The organism is Desulfovibrio sp. 3_1_syn3 (assembly GCF_000145315.2).
GTDB lineage: Bacteria > Desulfobacterota > Desulfovibrionia > Desulfovibrionales > Desulfovibrionaceae > Desulfovibrio > Desulfovibrio fairfieldensis.
On the sequence record NZ_ADDR02000002.1, the window covers coordinates 137,441 to 153,725 of the forward strand.

The window sequence follows — 16,285 nt, forward strand, 5'->3', positions numbered from 1 at the left end:
TAGGTATTATAAGCACATTCCTCTTTAGCAATATGACTGTTGATCTATGCAACCCTTATTCTGTTATGGGAGGGCTGCACGCCCGTTTTCGCGGATATTGATCCCGATACGCTCTGTTTGGCGCCGGAGGCGGTGGAGGAGGCCTTGGACGTGCATCCTGACGTGGCGGGCCTGCTGCCGGTGCACGTCTACGGCAATGCCTGTGATGTGGATAGGCTGGAGCGGCTCTGTATAGAGCGCGGCCTGACCTGCATGTATGACGCGGCCCATGCTTTCGGTTCGACGCTCAATGGGCACACCCTGCTTGAGTTCGGGAATTACGCGGCATGCAGCTTCCACGCCACCAAGCTCTTCCATACGGTGGAAGGCGGTTGTTTGGTGACTCACAACATAGAGGACCAACGCCGCGTGGAGCTGTTGCGCGCCTTCGGCCATATCGGCGACGAGCACCTGACCTTGGGCATCAATGCTAAAATGTCGGAACTGCATGCTGCCATGGGGCTCTGCCTGTTGCCCTTGTTGGCGGAAAACATCCGCCTGCGGGAGGAAATCTGCACGCGCTATGATGCGCTGTTGACGTCAACAGCGGCGCGGGGGCGCCTGCGGCGACCCCGTCTAGCCTCCGGCTTGTCCTACAATTACGCTTACTATCCGATAATTTTCGAAGACGAAACTCAGTTGTTGCGAGTCAAAACCGCGCTGGAGGCAAAACATATCCATCCCCGGCGTTATTTTTACCCCGCGTTGACGGAACTCTCCTATCTGCCTCCTGTGTCCCGCGTCCGCTGCCCTCAAGCCGAGGATCTGGCCCGTCGTGTGCTCTGTTTGCCGCTGTATGCCGAGCTGACGCCTGAACAGGTCGAAAACATTTCGGATATTGTCTTGCGGCAGTTGTAAACAGTGACCTCGGCAGATATCTTCCAACGCATAAGGCCGTCCCCCCGTGGGACGGCCTTATGTTTGTGCGCGGGAAGGAATCGCACACGTAGAGGGGCGTTAACCGTTTACCGGAACATGTAAGGCATGAACTGCTCTAGAAGGTATAGGCAAAGACGAGTTGGGCTTTCCAGGCGTCCTGCTTCTCGTAGGAGTCTGGCATATAGCCTTTCTTCCAGGTATCGTCGTCAATCATGTTGACGATGTAGCCCAGTTCCAGGTTGGCTTCCAGGTTTTCGTAGATCTGCCAGGAGTTGACCAGGTTGAATTCCAGCAGGCCGTCGTTGGTGGTCAGATACGGGCCGTCGTTGGTGCCGTAACCGGAGCTCCAGGCCGTGGAGCTGTCCATGTACTTGACCATGGAGGGACTGTTGGTGCCGCCCCAGTAGGCCACGCGGAAAGTGTGTTTGAGATCTTCCACAAAGCTCATATCACGGATCTGCAGACCCACGCCCCAGGTGCCCGCGTAGCTCAGATCGCGGTCATACCATGCCCCATTGGGGGCCCAGGCCAAGTTGCCGTCGCCCATGAAGGAGGTGAAGTTGCCCGCGGCCGCAATGGAAGGCATGCGTTCGGAACCGTTTTTCACGTCGCCGTCGTCGCCCGATGCGTACCAGCCGAAGATGCCGGGAACACCCCATTCCATCTTATATTCAACGAGGGCCTTGGCCAGGAAGCCCTGACGCTCGGTGCTGCCGCGCTTCCAGTCGCCGGAGCCGAAGCGTTTTTCCACGTCAAAGCGGCCCATGGCTTCCACGTAGCCGTAATTCAGATCCAGCTCAAAGTTCCAGGGATCCAGAGCCGTGATGGCGATGGGCAGGCCGGCCCAGAACATGGAACCGTAGGCCTTGCTGGTGCTCCCCAGACCATTGTGATTGAAGCCCGGATACAGTCCGTTAAGGGTATAACTCAGAGCGCCGTCCGCTGTGCCCCACTGGTTACTCCCGGCTCTGCCGGGCCGGGACCAGGGGTTGCTATTGTCGTCGGCATCCAGGCCGTCCAGAGCGTTCTTGCCCATCATGCCGTACATGACCCAAGGCGTGATTTCAAAACCGTCGAAGGTCAGCGGCAGGCTCAGGGCGAAGAGGTCGATGTTGTCCAGGTAATTTGCTTCCCGGCGATTGTCATTGGCATCCAGCCAGCCCGAGTAGTTATCGTTGACCGGGCGCATCCAGAGGGCGGTGAGCCCCACGTTCTCGTTGAACTTGTAGTTGGCCACAACGGCGGCCACATCGCCGTCCATGACGGCGGAGCCGCCGGCCACGTTGGGCAGGGCCACGGCCTGAAGGCCCATGCGGAGCTTCAGGTCGGTCTGGGGCACCATCCAGTCGATATAGGCGTTCTTCAGCTTGATAACACCGTTGCCGTCCGCGCCCAGTGCGCCGCCTTCGTCAGCCTTGCCCCAGGTCTGGTCGCCGATCTCAAAGAAAACGGTGCCGGACAGGGCTTCGGAAGCCACCGCGTCGATCTGCAGACGGACGCGCTGTGCGGCGGCGAACTTGTCGTCGCTGTCAGCCTTCTGTTTGCTGGCGCCTTTGTCATTCATTTTGCTGATCAGCGAGTCGTCGCCGGCGCCGAAGCCCACCAGCCATTCGCCTTGGGCCTTGAAATCAATGGCCTTGGCGCTCCCCGTCGCGCCCAGAAACAGGCCTGCGGCCAGCAGGGCCACCATGCACTGTTTCTTGAACCTTCCCGGATTTTTCCTTTCTTTGCTCATGCCTCTCTCCTCAGGGCTATGGTTTATGCCGCCCGCCTTCCGGCGCTTCCCTTGGCTGTCCGGACCCGGCAGCGTTGTTGCGTTTATAACAATAACACGATTTTATAAAATGTAACAATAATTATTTCCCACAATCCGCCCGGGAAAAGCCCCAATCCTTTCCGGGGCGGATATTACGCGGTCTTGGACTCGGAACGCGCCTTCTTGTGCCCGCAACGGCAGTGCGCGCAGTTACCCCGGCAGACGTGCCCTTCAGGCTTCTTTTCCGGCACAAGCAGCACCTTGTTGCCGCTGACCGCCAGCGCAAAGCCGCTGTTGCCCTTGAAAACAATTTGTTGCGGCTCGTAATCGGCATGCAGAAAAGCGGCCTTGAGCGCGGCGGCTGCGACAGGGTTCGGCTGTTCAACCTCACGGACATCAATGAAAATACGCTTGCATGATTGATAGTAGCGTTGCAGAAGATTTATCAAGACACTGGCTTGCGGTGGATCAAAACGTGAATTAAAGCGGATGTGAAGATTGTCATGGCTGAACCTGTGGCTGACATCCAAAGATTGCACGGCTGTGCAGGCAGAATCCATATTTTTTCTCCGCGTTGCATGTGTGGATGGCTGACTTTTGCACAGGTCGGGATTCCTGTCAATAGAATTGAAATTCGTTTTCAAAAAAAATTATATATACGGATGGCATTTGCGTGGAATTTGACGCAAACTGCGCCGATCCTTCTTACCTCGAGAGCAGAGCATGAACCGACGGCGACAAGCAGTGGGGAAATTTTACGGCCTTCTGGCCCTGACCGCCGCCATTTGGGGCATCCAGCCGCTTTTCATCAAACTGGCCGTGCGCGAAATCACGCCGGTGAGCCTGACCGTGGTGCGCTTCGTGCTGATCAGCGCCACTATTTTTCTGATCATGCGCTGGCGGCACAGAACGCCTTTGCTGCCCCCTCTCTCGGCGCTCTTTCCGCTCTTTTGCATGGGCGTATGCGGCGTGGCCGTGAACAATGTGGCCCAGTTCACCGGCCTGCAGTATTCCACTGTGGGCAATGCCACCCTGATCGCCTCCACCACACCGGCGGTCACGGCCCTGTTGGCCGTGCTTTTTCTGCGTGAGCGGCTTTTGCCCATCCAGTGGCTGGGCATTGTCATTTCCCTTTTGGGCGTCCTGGTGCTCATCAGCAAGGGCTCGCTGGCGATCCTGCTGCGGATTTCCTTCAATTACGGCGATCTGCTTTTTTTCTTCGCCCAGTTGGGCTGGGCCGCGTATATGCTGATCGGCTTCCGGGTCATGCACCATCTTTCGGCACTGGGCACAACGGCCTGGGCCGGCGTGTTCGGGGCGCTGACCACCCTGGTCTACGGCCTGATCACGGATGAACTGCACTACGCGCCGCTGTCCCCGGCGGGAATGGCCTATATGGCCTATATTATCTGGATGGGCGGAGTTTGCGCCATGGTTTTCTGGAATCTCGGCGTCAAGATGGTCGGGGCCAGCTTGGCCGCCGTTTTTCTGAACATCATGCCCCTGGTGGGCGTGGCGGCGGGTGTGATCGTGCTGGATGAGGATTTTTACTGGCAGGAATGCTTCGGAGCGGGGGGCATTTTGTCCGGCGTTTATCTGCTTACCCAGGCGCGGCAGATCCTGCACCGCCGCAATGTCCGACGCAGAGCCCACTACAGGGCGGCGCGTCAGCGCATGCAGGCATAAAAAGCGAGCCGGTCGCGTATGCAACCGGCTCGTGTTTTTTATGTATCCTTGGGCTTGCGGCTTATCCCGCCGTGATGCCGCCGTTTTCCACGGTAAACAGGGCCGCGCCCGGCGCGGCGGCGCGCAGCACATCCACCATATGCGGCTGGCAGGTGAAGTAGAGCAGCTGATGAGCCGGGCCTTCCTTGCCGTCGGCCAGTTCCGCGAAGGCCCGCGCTGTGCGTTCGGCCCGTTCCGGATCGAAGTTGACCAGCACCTCGTCCATGATCACGGGCAGGGGCGCGGCATGGGCCGCGTGGTTTTTGATGTAGGCCAGGCGCAGGGCCAGATAGGCCTGTTCCTGCGTGCCGCGGCTCAAGGATTCCGGCGGCATCGGTTCGCCCTGGTCGGGCAAAATGCTCAGGCTCGAATTTTCCAGCGAGGCGCTGATGCCCCGCCAGCGGCGGCCCGTGATGCGGGCGAAGATGTCCGAGGCCTGGCGGATGACCTCCGGCTGGCGCTCGCGCTCAAAAATGCGCTTGGCGTTGAGCAGGATTTCGCGGGCCAGGGCCCGACGGCTCCAGGCCAGAGCCATACGCTCCATGCTTTCCAGCAGCAGTGCTTCCTGCTGGCGCAGTTCCGCCAGATCGTCGGTCCGGGCCAGGGCCGTAACCTTGGCGCTCAGACCGGCCACGGCGGTGGCCAGCTCCTGTTCCTCGTCCTGGATGCCGTTGAGTTCTTCCTGAATGGCGGCGCTGCGTTTTTCCTGGCTCTCCTGTTCCTCTTCCCGGAAGGAGGCCAGAAATTCCGGCAAGGGCAGGGTATCGGCGGCCAGACGCAGGGCGTCCTCCAGGTCCTGACGGCGGCGGGCCAGATCCCGCTGCTCGTCGCGCAGGGCGGCCAGACGTAAAAAGTCCTCGGCGTCCCGCGCCCCGGCCAGAGCCAGCAAATTACGCTCATTGTTGCGGGCTTCGCCGAGGGCCGCCTCACCCGCGCGCACGTCGTCCTCCTCCTCGGCCAGCAGGCCGGAGAGGCGGGCGCGCTCGTCCTGGGCCTGGGCCATGCTTTCGGCCGAGGCCAGGGCGGCGTCCAGGCTGGCCAGCCAGTCCGGAGCGGCGTCCGCATCCTGAAGCGGATCCCGCGACAGGGAGGCCAGCAGGGCCGCCAGTGGTTCGCGCAGGGCCGCCAGTTCCGCGCGGCCTTGTGCCAGTTCGGTGCGGGCACGCTCCAGAGCCGACTCGGCCGCCAGGCAGTTTTCCATGTACTTGAGGGCTTCGCGCACGGTTTCCGGGTCCAGATCCTCGCCCAGGCCGAGCCCCTTCAGGCAGCGGCTCCAGGTCTCGCGGGCCGCTCCCAGACGTTCTTCCGCCGCGCGCAAGTGTTCCAAGGCCTCGTTCTGGCGGTTCTGCGCCCGTTCCAGCTCGTTTTCATGATTCTGGAGGGCGGCCGCCGCCTTGATGCGCTGTTCACGCGCGGCGTCGGCCTCACGGCAGGATTCCAGCACTTGGCGCACGCATTCCACCAGAGCTGCGCAGTCCGCCTCTTCCGTCAGGCGTTCGGCCACGGCGGGCACGGCGCGCATGCGCTCTTCCAGACCGCGGAGATCGTCCTCCAGGGCGCGCAGTTCAGCTTCGGCGGCGGCCACGCCGCCAAAAGCCAGACGGGCGGATTCAGCCCTGGCGAAAAAGGCGGCCGCGCTTTCCGGCGACGGCACATTGCTGACGCGCTGGGCCAGCATGAGCTCATGCCAGCGGCGGCGGGTCTGCTGGACAGCACCTTCCATTTCGTGGGCCTTGCCCTGCAGAACGCCCACCTGAGTCTTGGCCAGGCCCATCTCGCGTTGCAGCGCCTCCATGTCCCGGAGGGAGCGTTCTTCGTTGAAACACTGCTCGCGTTCGCGCTCCAGAAGCATTTCCGTGGCTTCCAAGGTGACGAGATCCATACTCTCCACACCCGCAGCGGCGCAGAGCTGGCGGGCCTGCTCGCCCAGTTCGGCCACGTGCAGGGCGCAGGTCTCGCGGCGGCTCTGCAATTGCGCCATTTCCCGCTGGTGGCGCTTGGCTTCGGGACCGCTGCGCGGCAGGCCCCCGGCCAGAAAGCCCACGCCGCAGGCCAGTACCAGATAGCCGGACCAGAGGCTGACGGGCAGGGCCAGCGCATCCGTGAGCGGGAAGCTGGTCAAACCCCAGCGCCAGTAAGCCAGCAGAATGCCCACACCCGTTGCGATGAGCGCCGCGCCGACCACGATCAGCGGCAGACTTTTGACCGGCGAGGGGGCCTGTTCGCTGTTGATCCTGTTGTCCAGCTCCTGAAGGCGTTCGCGCTCTGTAGCCATGCTGGCGGACAGAGCCCGCAGAGAGCGCAGGGCCGCCGCGCGGGCGTCCAGAGCCTCACGGCTGGGGCCGCTGGCATGGCGCTGGGCCTCGCGCAATTCATCCATGCGGTTCTTGAACGCGTCCACCTGTTCTCCGGCCTGTTGCACGGCCTGGGCGGCTTCACCCGCCTCGCGCAGGCGTTCCTGCACCTCGCCGGCCAATGCCAGGGCTTCCTCCTGGCGAGCCAGCAGGCCCTCAAGAATCTCACGCGGTCCGTTGTGAGCGGAAGTTCCGCCGTTGCCGCCGCCATTGTCGCCATTACCGGATGTCCCGCTTGGGGCCGCCAGGCGCAGAGGATCATAGGCTCGTGCAAATGTGGTGCGCGCATTGTGCAGAGCGCGCTGACGGCCCGGCAACTGGCGGCGGTCTTCCTCCAGCCGGGCCAGGGTCTGGCGCAGATCGTCGCGGGCCTCGTCGTCCAGGGCGGCCACGGGCGCGGGGAGCATGGTCAGAGCGTTTCGGGCCGCGGCCACATCCCGCTCGGCGCATTCCACATCGCGGTTGGCCTTGGTCAGAGCGTCCACGGCGGCCTGATGGGCCGAATCCGCCGCCGCCATTTCGCGGGCCTGTTTTTCCAGATCTTCGCGGGCAAAGAGAGAGCGGTCCGTGGTGCGGATGCGCTCGCAGCTCCAGCCGGGCCCCAGCCGGGTCAGCTCACGGTTCAGATCCGCCTCGGCCCGGCGGCAATTGTCCTCCTGGCCGGACAGCAGGCTCTGGGCCTGGCGGTAACCGCTCTTGCGCTCGGAGAGACGGCGCAGCTCGGGCAGGGCGTCCAGCAGGGCCTGATTCACCTGTACGGCGTCGCGCCGTTCGCGCAGGCGGGCCAGTTTTTCCCGGTGCGCGGCCAACTGGCGTTCGCAGGTTTCGCGGGCCTGCTGGGCGCGGGCCAGGCGCGCCGGACCGTCTTCGGGAAAGCTTTCGCTCACCGGGGTCAGGCGTTCCAGCCGGACACCGGCCATGCGCCATTCGTCCCATTGCCGCCAGACGCCCAGACGGCGCTCCAGCAGGCGGCGCTCCTCTTCCAATTCGCTTTTATGGCGGCGCAGGTCGGCCAAGGCCGTTTTTTTGCGCGAGAGCTCCAGGGCCAGGCCGTCAAAGCCCGCGCATTCCGCGGCCACGTCCTCGATTTTGCCGCGCAGCTCTTCCAGTTGACGGATGGCCGCGTTGAGCGCCGGTTTGCTGCCGCCGCTCTTGAAAATGTCCTCGGCCTGCCGTTCCAGGATCTTCAGCACGTCGCCGGGCGCGCGCAGGCCCGGGCCGAAGCTCGCGCCGTACAGGGCGTTGCGCACGCCCTCGGCGCTCAGGCTTTCAAAGCTCTCCAGCTCGCTCAGGCTGAAGCCGAAGACATTGCGGTAGACCTCGCGGCTGACGCCGAAGAGCAGTTGTCGCAACAGTTCGGGCGGCAGCATGCCGCCGTCCGCCTCGCTCAGGGTCAGCATGCCGCCGCCCGAACCCGGCCGCCGCGTCAGATGCAGGGGTTCCCGCTCGTCCGCGCGCAGCACGAGGCTGCCTCCGGCCTGGCCGCCGCGCAGGGGCGCATAGCTGCGTTTGGCCTCGCGGCTGCGGGGATCGGGGTAGCCTGTGAGCATGGAGCGCAGGAATTCCAGGCAGGTGGATTTGCCCGCTTCATTCCGGCCCAGAAAAATGGACAGGCCCGGCGGCAGATTCTCCACCTGCACGCCGGAAAAGATGCCGAAGCCGTCGATGCGGAAGGATTCAATATACATCAGCGGACCTCCAGCAGATCCATGCAGAGGCGTTCGGCCTCCTGCAGCAGGGCCTGCATTTGCGTCTCGTCGGGCTGGGCCAGCACCTTGCGCAGACGGTTGTGGCCGAACAGCGGAGCCAGAGCCGGACCGGCCACTTCCTGCAGGACTTCCCGGCTTTCGCGCATGCGTTCGGCCAGACGCATGGCTTCGCCCAGCAGATCCTCGCGCTGCAGGTATTCGGAGCGTTCCGTAAGGGAACGAGTTTCCACCCGTAGGTCCTTGAGCCAGACTCCCGGCGTGCCCGAACTCAGATGGCGCAGGCGCTCGGCCAGATCCTCCTGATTGGCCGCGTCACGCAGCAGGGCATCCAGACTGGTGCGTCCGCTCAGGGTTACGCGGGCCATAAGGGCCTCGCAGCCAGGATCGGCGGCTTCCGCCGCTTTCTCCAGGCAGTGGTTCAGGCGGCGTTCCACCTCGTCCAGATGGTCCACGCCGTCCAGGTCCAGGTCCAGCTTCTCCCACTGCACGGGTCCCAGGCGCAGAAATGTGGAGGCACAGGCGTAGGCACCGCCTCTGGGCGCGACCGTGACCAGCAGGCAGCCGCGCGGACCCGGCTCATTGACGTGCAGGCCCTGAGCATTGCCGGGATAAGCGACAAAGGGCGTCTCCGAAAGTACGCGGCGCTCGTGCACGTGCCCCAAGGCCCAGGCGTCCAGACCCCCGGCCTTGAGATCATCCAGGGAGCAGGGGGCGTAGCGGTCGGCCTTACTCTCGCCTTCCACCGTGCAGTGCAGCACGCCCAGCTGGAAGCAGTCATACCGCGCGTCGCGTTCGAACAGGCGGGCCAGATTGCGGCCCTCCCTGGCCCGGGCGTGGCTGATGCCGTGGATAACGGCCAGCGGTCGGCCGTCTTTTTCCAGAACATGCCGTTCCGGTTCCGGGCCGAAAACCGTGACGTTGTCCGGCCATTCCACGGCGTTGAGGCGCGAGTCCAGCGGGTCGTGATTGCCGTGGGCCAGAAATACGCGGATGCCCAGTCTGTTCAGACGGTCGCAGCCGTCGCGCAACTTGAGCTGGGCTTTGACGCTGTGGTTTTCCTGATTGTAGATATCGCCGGCCAGCACCAGAAAATCTGGCTTTTCAGCCTCGCAGAAGCGGAAAAGGCGCTCCAGGGCCGTGAAGGTGGCTTCATGCAGCAGGCGCGCCAGATGGCCGCCCTGGGCGGTCTCGCGCGAAAGGCCCTGAAAGGGCGTGTCCAGATGCAGATCGGCCGCGTGGATGTAGCGGATGGCGTCCATGCGCAAAGCCTCGCTTGCGGATGATGAAAAGGTCGTATGTAGGGAGTAATAGCGGTGAAAAATCTAGACTTTTTCAAGCATTATGACAAGCGCGACGGCCATCTGCCCGGAATTTTTCCGGAATATTTCAATGACGAAAAATAGTTCGCTGTAACGGTGGGAGAAGAAAGGGGATGGCGGGACGGGCTATCTGCCGGCTTGGGCCCGCAGACGCAGGCATTCCTCGGCCAGTTGGAGCAATTCCGCGTCTTCGGGGCGTTCCTTGAGGCCTTTGCGTACATGCCCCAAGGCGCGGACATATTCGCCCGCTTCAAGCATGGCTTTGGCCATCATGGAAAAGACGGAAAATTCGTTTTTATAGTATTTGAGGGCCTCGGCAAAGCTGGCGTCGGCTTCGGAGCCCTTGCCCTGGTTCAGGAGCAGCTTGCCCTCCTTGATGCAGCGGTCCAGATTGAGCTTGCGCTGGAGGGTGGTTTCGTAATCCTCCTGGTTTTCCTGGCCCCGCAGTTCCTTGTACAATTTGATGAAAAAGATGAGCAGCTCGCGTTCTTTGCCCGGCTGGTAGCTCAGGGGCTGGCCGCACTCTTTTTTATACTGGGGATCCGAAGTCAGCACGGTCAAGGCGTTGCGGAAATCGCCGCGCAGGTCCGTGGGCGCGGTCTGCCCGCCCAGTTCCTTGAAGGCGGCGATGGTCAGATACACGGCGCGCGGGAAGTCACGGCGCTGACAGCTGGCCTTGGCACGGCCCAGATTTTCGCGGATTTTGCGTGCGTTCATGACGGATTTTCGTAATGACCTTTTTCATTAGAGCAATTTCAAAGTGGAATTGCTCTGGCGGCTGCGTGAGCAGGCGCCCGTCGCGAGCGTCAGCCGTTGACGGCTATGCCGCCTTGCGGATGACGACAGCATAACTAAGCGCCGAAGTGAACGTCTTAAAAACTTTGAGAATGCACATTCTTAAAGCTTATCCGCTCTAGTATGCCGGATTCGCCCGCCGAGGGCAAGTGGCGGAACCGCCTCTCGGGACAGTCGCGGTCCTGTGTTCAAGGCGCGCCGCCGGACCGACCATCCTGGCCGTGCCGCGCCAGACCGGCTTTGAGGGCCTGCGCCGTGGCCGGATCCGGCCGGAAGGACATGAGATGTTCCTTGAAGCTGCGGTTTACGGCGGCCAGATGCGGAGCCAGATCCCGCCGGAATTCCCGGTATTCCCTGCGTTCGGCCACACTGACCCGGCAGCCGTCGGCAATATCGAGAATTTCATAGCGGCGCATGGGTCTCAACGAGCGCACACCCGAGGCATAGAGGATTTTGTTCAGAAAGAGTTTGCCCGGCAGCAGATTGTCCGTGACCACCAACTCCCGATGCAGCCGCCGCTTGTCGATACCCCTGGCGGCGTAGGTGGTCTGCGCGTCCTCTTCGGGCAGATTTTCGAAATAATCCGGACCGTGGTAGTAATACTGCGGAAAGCCCGCGCAGCTCATGCGCAGGCCGTAATCGCCGTCTTCGCCGCCGTAAAGGCCGTATTCCTCGTTCCAGAAACCCAGTTCGTCCGAAACCGCTTTGGGGATCAGCACGGCCTGGCCCGGCAGATTGCCGGGGCACACGCCCAGCATGCCTTCCGGCGTGGCTGTCGCGCCGGGATGGCGGCGCAGCATGTCCAGATTGAAGGCTCCGCCCAGATTGGATTGCGGCCTGCCGTGCCGCCAGAGAGCCAGCAGGCCGGGCAGCCAGCGCGTCCGGCGCATGGCCGTGTCATTGTCCAGCTTCATATAGATGGGCGCGGGCACCAGTTCCCAGCCCACATTGGCGGCGCAGGCCACGCCCATGTTGCGGGGCAGGAGGAAAAGATGGTCGATGACGCCGCGCTCCCGGAACTCCAGAAGCATGCCGACCAGATCTGGATCGCTGCCGTTGTCCACCACTGTGATGTCAAAGGGCACTTCCTGCGAGGTCCGGCGCAGGGCAAGGAGTGTCTCCCGCGTGGCGCCGGGGCGGTTGAATACCGGAATGGTCACGTTGCAGACCGGCGCGACGTCGGACGGATGGCTCTGGAAGTCCTGCTCCATTATTGCTCCTTTGCGAGCGCATGCTGTGCGCGCCGTTCAAGCCTGTTAGCGTAAATGGTAGAAAGAAGGCCCGCAGGCGTCAAGGGCGCATGCTCGCGTGAAGCGCATTGACTGGATTGTGGCGCGTTGGTAGGCTTGCGCGCGAAATCCGACAGAAAGGAGCACCATGGCGCGCGTACTTTACGGCATTCACGGCACCGGGCATGGGCACGCCATGCGGGGCCTGACCATTGCCCGTCGGCTTTCCGGCCATGAATTTCTCTTTGTGGCCGACGATGACGCCCCGAAAATCCTGGAGCCGGAATTTCCTGTCCGGCGCCTGCCCAATCTGGGCACGGTGTTCAAGAACTACAAGGTGGATCTGGGTGCCACCGTCACCCGTGCCGTGCCTCTGCTTTGGCACCGGCGACGTTATATCGACCGGGTGCTCCGGCTCATGGACGAGTTCAAGCCCGACGTCTGCATGACCGACCTGGAGTATTTCGTGCCGCGCGCCGCCGAAGAGGCGGGCCTGCCCTGTCTGACGCTGGACCATCAGCATATCATCACCTGCTGCCGCCACAATCTGCCGCCGGATATGTGGTGGGACAGTTTCGTGCAGGGCCTGACTCCGCGTTATCTGTTCCGGCCCACGGCGGAAAACCTGATCATTTCCTTTTACGCGCCGCCCGTGCTCCCGCGCTACAAGGCACGCGTGGCTCCGCCCATTCTGCGCGACAGCGTGCTGGCTCTCCATCCCCGCGACGAAGGGCATGTGCTGGTCTATCAGAGCAATTCCACCCACCGGAAGCTGGTGGACTTTCTGCGCGCGGCCACGGACAAAACCTGTTATGTTTACGGCTATGGCCGTACGGAAGGCCGCGAGGGCAATGTGGTTTTCATGCGCAAGAGCGAAGAGGGATTTTTGCGGCTGCTGGAGGGCTGCTCCTACGTGATCCAGGGCGGCGGGCACACCCTGATGAGCGAGGCGCTGCACCTGGGCAAACCCATCCTGACCCTGCCGCTCAAGGCCATGGTGGAACAGCGTTTCAACGCCCTCTATGTGGAACGCCTGAACTACGGCATGCGGGCGGACATGCTCAGCCTGGAGCCGGAATTGCTGCGGCGCTTCGAAGCCCGGCTGCCGGAGTTCAAGGCGGCCATCGCGGCGGGAAACTTCTGCGGCAACGAGCTGGTTTTCGGCCTGGTGGACCACTTCATCCGCCACGGCAATCTGCCGCTGCAGGGCGCTCCGGCCGTACTGGAGGGATAGAGCAATAACCTTGAGAGTGCCAATTCTTAACTTGATCTGCTTCCGGCCTTCCACCGCTGAGCGGAGTTGTAACGCCTTGTCCGATGTTTAACCCTGTCTGGGAGGCGAACGTGAAAAATCCCGAGCAGACCTTGGGCAAATTTATCGACAGGCAAAGTACCGCCTTCATCGGCTCCCTGGATGCCGACGGCTTTCCCAATATCAAGGCCATGCTGGCCCCTCGCCAACGGGAAGGCCTGCGGGTTTTCTACTTCACCACCAATGCCTCGTCACTGCGCGTGCGGCAATACCGCCATAATCCGCAGGCTTGCGTCTATTTCTGCGACCGGCGTTTTTTCCGGGGCGTGATGTTCCGTGGCGGGATGGAGGTGCTGGAGGATCTGGAGAACAAATCCGCGATCTGGCGCGAGGGCGACACGCTCTATTATCCCCTGGGCCTGCTTGATCCGGATTATTGCGTATTGCGTTTCACCGCCGAGTCCGGACGCTTCTACAGCAAGTTCAGATCAGAGGATTTTGCATTGGCCTGAGTGTCGCCCGGCGGGATTATACGCCGAGATAGGCGCTGCGCACTTCATCGCTTTGCAGAAGATTGGCGGCCGTGTCTTCCATGACGACGCGGCCGTTTTCCATCACATAGCCGCGGTGGGCGACGCGCAGGGCCTGATTGGCGTTCTGTTCCACCAGAAAGACCGTGGTGCCGTCCGCATTGACTTTGCGGATGATGGCAAAAATCTGTTGGATGATGATGGGCGCGAGACCCAGGGAGGGCTCGTCCAGCAGGAGCAGCTTGGGGCGGCCCATGAGCGCGCGGCTGATAGCCAGCATCTGCTGCTCGCCGCCGGACAGGGTGCCCCCGGCCTGGCGACGGCGTTCGGCCAGAATGGGGAAGAGGCTGAACACGTAGTCCATGTCCTCTTTGACGCCCTGGCTGTCCCGGCGCAGAAACGCGCCGAGATCCAGATTTTCGCGCACGCTGAGGTCCGGGAAGATCAGGCGGCCTTCCGGCACTTGGGAAATGCCCATGGAGACGATTTCATGCGGCGGCAGCTCGTGGATGGGCATGCCGTTCCAGAGAATTTCACCCTGGCGCGGCCTGTTGATGCCGCAGACGGTCATCAGGGTCGTGGATTTGCCCGCGCCGTTGGCGCCGATCAGGGTGACGATCTCGCCGTCGTTCACGCGCAGGGAAACGTCGCGCAGGGCCTGAATGTTGCCGTAATAGGTGTCCACATTGCGGAGTTCAAGCATCGCTTTCTCCCAAATAGGCCTTGATCACGCGCGGGTTGGCGCGCACTTCCCCGGGCTTGCCCGAGGCGATGCAGGAACCGTATTCCATGACGTAGATGCGGTCTGAAAGAGACATGACCATACTCATGTCGTGCTCGATGAGCAAAATGGAAAGGTTGCGGGCGTCACGGATGCCGCGCACCAGAATTTCCAGTTCGTGGGTTTCCTGGGGGTTCATGCCCGCGGCCGGTTCGTCCAGCAGCAGCATGCGCGGTTCGGTCGCCAGGGCGCGGGCGATCTCCAGGCGGCGTTGCGCGCCGTAGGCCAGGTTGCGGGCCCGCTCATTCCAGAGATCCTGCAAATGCAGGCTTTCCAGCAAGGCATAGCTGATGTCGACGCTTTCCTGTTCCTCGCGGCGGGTTCGCCCGTTGCGCGACAGCGCGCCCCAGATGCCCGCGCGGGTGCGGCAGTGGCGGCCCACCATGACGTTTTCCAGCACGGTCATGTCGCTGAACAGGCGGATGTTCTGAAATGTGCGGGCCATGCCCATGGCCGTGATCTTATGCGGTTTCTTGCCGTTGAGCAGATATTTTTCGCCGTCGGCGTCATAGAGATACATCTTGCCTTCGGTAGGCGTGTAGATGCCGGTGACACAGTTGAAAAACGTGGTCTTGCCCGCGCCGTTGGGGCCGATCAGGGCCACGATCTCATTGGCGTCCACATGCAGGTCCAGATCGCTCAGGGCGCGCAGCCCGCCGAAATCCTGGGAAAGACCCGAAACTTCCAGAACCGGCGTCATGACCGGCCTCCGTTGTGGGCCCCGTGCAGGGCGCTGATTCTGTAGCGGCGGCGCTCGCCGCTGATCAGGCCCTGGGGCCGGAAAATCATCATGATCACCATGATCGCGCCGAAAATCAGCATGCGGTATTCGGAAAAAGCGCGCAGATATTCCGGGGCCAGAATCAGGATCATGGCCGCGATGGCCACGCCCGCGATGGAGCCCATGCCGCCCAGCACCACCATGGAGAGAATCATGGCCGACTCCATGAAGGTGAAGCTGGAGGGATTGATGTAGGTGGTCTTGGCCGCGAAGATCACGCCCGCGAACCCGGCCCAGCAGGAGCCCAGGGCAAAGGCCGAGAGCTTGACCCGGGTAATGTCGATGCCCATGGCCTCACCGGCGATCTCGTCCTCGCGCAGGGCCTGCAGGGCCAGTCCCACCCGCGAATTTTTAAGTCGCGAGATCACGATGATGGTGATGACCACCGCCGCCAGCACCAAGTAATAAACATAGGTGGTGGAAGTGTTGATGTCCATCTCCATGCCGAAGAAGCCGGGCCGGGGAATCTCGCTGATGCCGCGCGGCCCGCCGGTAAGACTGGTCCAGTTCTGGAGGCCCAGGCGTACTATTTCGCCGAAGCCCAGAGTGACGATTGCCAGGTAGTCGCCGCGCAGGCGCAGCACGGGAAAGCCCAGGGCCAGGCCGAAAAGCACGGCCATTACGCCGCCCACGGGCAGACAGGCCCAGAAGCCCCAGCCGAAGAACTGGTAGAGCAGGCCATAGGCATATGCGCCCACGGCGTAAAAGGCCACATAGCCCAGTACCAGCTGGCCCGCCAAGCCCACCACGATATTCAGGCCCAGGGCCAGCATGACGTAGAGCAGGGCCGAGATCATGATATTAGTCTGATAAAAGGAGCTGACCAGCGGCATGACCAGCATGAACAGGGCCAGGACAACCAGCCCGCCCGCCTTGAGCCGGGGCCGTCCGGCCAAGAGATGCAGGCCCGCGCCGAGGCCTTCGGGCAGAGCCACCAGGGGCAGCCCCTTGGCCTTGCGCGAGAAACACCAGTCCCAGATGACGGCCAGGACGAAAACGCCAGCGCCCAACCAGAGAATGCGGTCGAAACGCCAGGTCACGCTGTTCTCCAGCGTGTTGAGCTTGATGCCCATGACCGGCAGGGTCAGCGCCATGAACCAGATTGCCGTGAGCACGGCCTTGAATACGCGCCGCAT

The 16,285-nt window shown here is 62.4% G+C and carries 13 protein-coding genes; 4 read left to right on the forward strand and 9 right to left on the reverse strand.

From position 1 onward, the window contains the following. Positions 1-39 precede the first annotated feature (39 nt). Positions 40-897 carry a DegT/DnrJ/EryC1/StrS family aminotransferase gene (locus HMPREF0326_RS11880; protein WP_008685046.1) on the forward strand — a complete coding sequence of 286 codons (858 nt, stop codon included), beginning with the start codon at positions 40-42 and terminating at the stop codon, positions 895-897. Positions 898-1,033: 136 nt separating this feature from the next. On the opposite strand, the gene HMPREF0326_RS11885 is transcribed toward HMPREF0326_RS11880, so the two are convergent. Together HMPREF0326_RS11885 and HMPREF0326_RS11890 are read right to left on the reverse strand one after the other, a co-directional pair. Further along, a complete protein-coding gene (locus HMPREF0326_RS11885) occupies positions 1,034-2,653 on the reverse strand; it encodes an outer membrane homotrimeric porin (protein WP_008685045.1) in 1,620 nt (539 codons plus the stop codon). Positions 2,654-2,826: 173 nt separating this feature from the next. Beyond that, complete coding sequence (locus HMPREF0326_RS11890; protein ID WP_232224960.1) at positions 2,827-3,213, reverse strand: squalene cyclase; 387 nt, start codon at positions 3,211-3,213, stop codon at positions 2,827-2,829. 205 nt (positions 3,214-3,418) lie between these two features. Between HMPREF0326_RS11890 and HMPREF0326_RS11895 the strand changes: the two genes are divergently transcribed. Further along, on the forward strand, positions 3,419-4,360 hold the full coding sequence (locus HMPREF0326_RS11895; RefSeq protein ID WP_232221555.1) for a DMT family transporter: 942 nt from the start codon (positions 3,419-3,421) through the stop codon (positions 4,358-4,360). Positions 4,361-4,421: 61 nt separating this feature from the next. On the opposite strand, the gene HMPREF0326_RS11900 is transcribed toward HMPREF0326_RS11895, so the two are convergent. From HMPREF0326_RS11900 to HMPREF0326_RS11915, 4 genes are all read right to left on the reverse strand, one after another. Beyond that, a complete protein-coding gene (locus HMPREF0326_RS11900) occupies positions 4,422-8,441 on the reverse strand; it encodes an AAA family ATPase (RefSeq protein WP_008685042.1) in 4,020 nt (1,339 codons plus the stop codon). Further along, complete coding sequence (locus tag HMPREF0326_RS11905; RefSeq protein WP_009302263.1) at positions 8,441-9,721, reverse strand: metallophosphoesterase family protein; 1,281 nt, start codon at positions 9,719-9,721, stop codon at positions 8,441-8,443. The genes HMPREF0326_RS11900 and HMPREF0326_RS11905 overlap by 1 nt, the downstream gene beginning before the upstream one ends. Positions 9,722-9,907: 186 nt before the next feature. Continuing rightward, entirely contained in the window at positions 9,908-10,498 is a 591-nt protein-coding gene (locus tag HMPREF0326_RS11910; protein ID WP_008685040.1) for a tetratricopeptide repeat protein, read from the reverse strand. 266 nt (positions 10,499-10,764) lie between these two features. Beyond that, positions 10,765-11,787: a glycosyltransferase gene (locus HMPREF0326_RS11915; protein WP_008685039.1), complete on the reverse strand. Its 1,023-nt coding sequence runs from the start codon at positions 11,785-11,787 to the stop codon at positions 10,765-10,767. A 166-nt stretch (positions 11,788-11,953) separates the two neighbouring features. Between HMPREF0326_RS11915 and HMPREF0326_RS11920 the strand changes: the two genes are divergently transcribed. Beyond that, complete coding sequence (locus HMPREF0326_RS11920; protein WP_008685038.1) at positions 11,954-13,039, forward strand: glycosyltransferase family protein; 1,086 nt, start codon at positions 11,954-11,956, stop codon at positions 13,037-13,039. A 110-nt stretch (positions 13,040-13,149) separates the two neighbouring features. Then, positions 13,150-13,569 carry a pyridoxamine 5'-phosphate oxidase family protein gene (locus HMPREF0326_RS11925; protein ID WP_008685037.1) on the forward strand — a complete coding sequence of 140 codons (420 nt, stop codon included), beginning with the start codon at positions 13,150-13,152 and terminating at the stop codon, positions 13,567-13,569. Positions 13,570-13,585: 16 nt separating this feature from the next. Here the strand turns inward: HMPREF0326_RS11925 and HMPREF0326_RS11930 are convergent, their stop codons facing one another. From HMPREF0326_RS11930 to livM, 3 genes are read right to left on the reverse strand one after another with little or no spacing between them, the layout of a single operon-like run. Beyond that, entirely contained in the window at positions 13,586-14,290 is a 705-nt protein-coding gene (locus HMPREF0326_RS11930; protein ID WP_008685036.1) for an ABC transporter ATP-binding protein, read from the reverse strand. Next, a complete protein-coding gene (locus HMPREF0326_RS11935) occupies positions 14,283-15,068 on the reverse strand; it encodes an ABC transporter ATP-binding protein (protein WP_008685035.1) in 786 nt (261 codons plus the stop codon). Before HMPREF0326_RS11935 ends, HMPREF0326_RS11930 begins: the two co-directional genes overlap by 8 nt. Beyond that, positions 15,065-16,285 (reverse strand): high-affinity branched-chain amino acid ABC transporter permease LivM, encoded by a 1,221-nt coding sequence (livM, locus tag HMPREF0326_RS11940; RefSeq protein WP_008685034.1) that lies wholly within the window; start codon positions 16,283-16,285, stop codon positions 15,065-15,067. Before livM ends, HMPREF0326_RS11935 begins: the two co-directional genes overlap by 4 nt.

Excerpts from the sequence above, each read along its gene's own strand:
- HMPREF0326_RS11885 (WP_008685045.1), bottom strand. The coding sequence starts at position 2,653 with ATGAGCAAAGAAAGGAAAAATCCGGGAAGGTTCAAGAAACAGTGCATG.
- HMPREF0326_RS11900 (WP_008685042.1), bottom strand. The coding sequence starts at position 8,441 with ATGTATATTGAATCCTTCCGCATCGACGGCTTCGGCATCTTTTCCGGC.
- HMPREF0326_RS11905 (WP_009302263.1), bottom strand. The coding sequence starts at position 9,721 with ATGGACGCCATCCGCTACATCCACGCGGCCGATCTGCATCTGGACACG.
- HMPREF0326_RS11910 (WP_008685040.1), bottom strand. The coding sequence starts at position 10,498 with ATGAACGCACGCAAAATCCGCGAAAATCTGGGCCGTGCCAAGGCCAGC.
- HMPREF0326_RS11915 (WP_008685039.1), bottom strand. The coding sequence starts at position 11,787 with ATGGAGCAGGACTTCCAGAGCCATCCGTCCGACGTCGCGCCGGTCTGC.
- HMPREF0326_RS11920 (WP_008685038.1), top strand. The coding sequence starts at position 11,954 with ATGGCGCGCGTACTTTACGGCATTCACGGCACCGGGCATGGGCACGCC.
- HMPREF0326_RS11930 (WP_008685036.1), bottom strand. The coding sequence starts at position 14,290 with ATGCTTGAACTCCGCAATGTGGACACCTATTACGGCAACATTCAGGCC.
- HMPREF0326_RS11935 (WP_008685035.1), bottom strand. The coding sequence starts at position 15,068 with ATGACGCCGGTTCTGGAAGTTTCGGGTCTTTCCCAGGATTTCGGCGGG.
- livM (WP_008685034.1), bottom strand. The coding sequence starts at position 16,285 with ATGCGGCGCGTATTCAAGGCCGTGCTCACGGCAATCTGGTTCATGGCG.